The following is a 366-nucleotide window of genomic DNA, read 5'->3' on the forward strand; positions in this document are numbered from 1 at the left end:
CCGTTTTTGTTTGTATCTTCCCATACTTTATCTCCAAGATTATATGTTGGTTTGTAGAAGCCAGAATCAATTGTTAAATCATTTTTACCATTAATTTTTACTGATACTTCTGTTCCATCTGAGTCTTTTTCATCATTTCCGCCTTGATCTTTTCCTGTTGGCTCATATCCTGATGGCGTCTCAAATTTTACTGTATAGTCTCCATTTGTTAATCCTTCAAACTTATAATTACCGGATTCATCTGTTTTTGTCTCAAACACTTTTCCATCTTTATCTGTCAATGTTACCTTGACATCTCCGATGCCTTTTTCACCATCATCTTGGATACCGTTTTTGTTTGTATCTTCCCATACTTTATCTCCAAGA

General features: G+C 34.4%; 1 protein-coding gene. It reads right to left on the reverse strand.

From position 1 onward, the window contains the following. Positions 1–366: SdrD B-like domain-containing protein (locus CD118_RS11220; protein ID WP_206167721.1), on the reverse strand; the 366-nt coding region annotated here is incomplete at both ends.

This window comes from Staphylococcus coagulans, from assembly GCF_002901995.1.
Lineage (GTDB): Bacteria > Bacillota > Bacilli > Staphylococcales > Staphylococcaceae > Staphylococcus > Staphylococcus coagulans.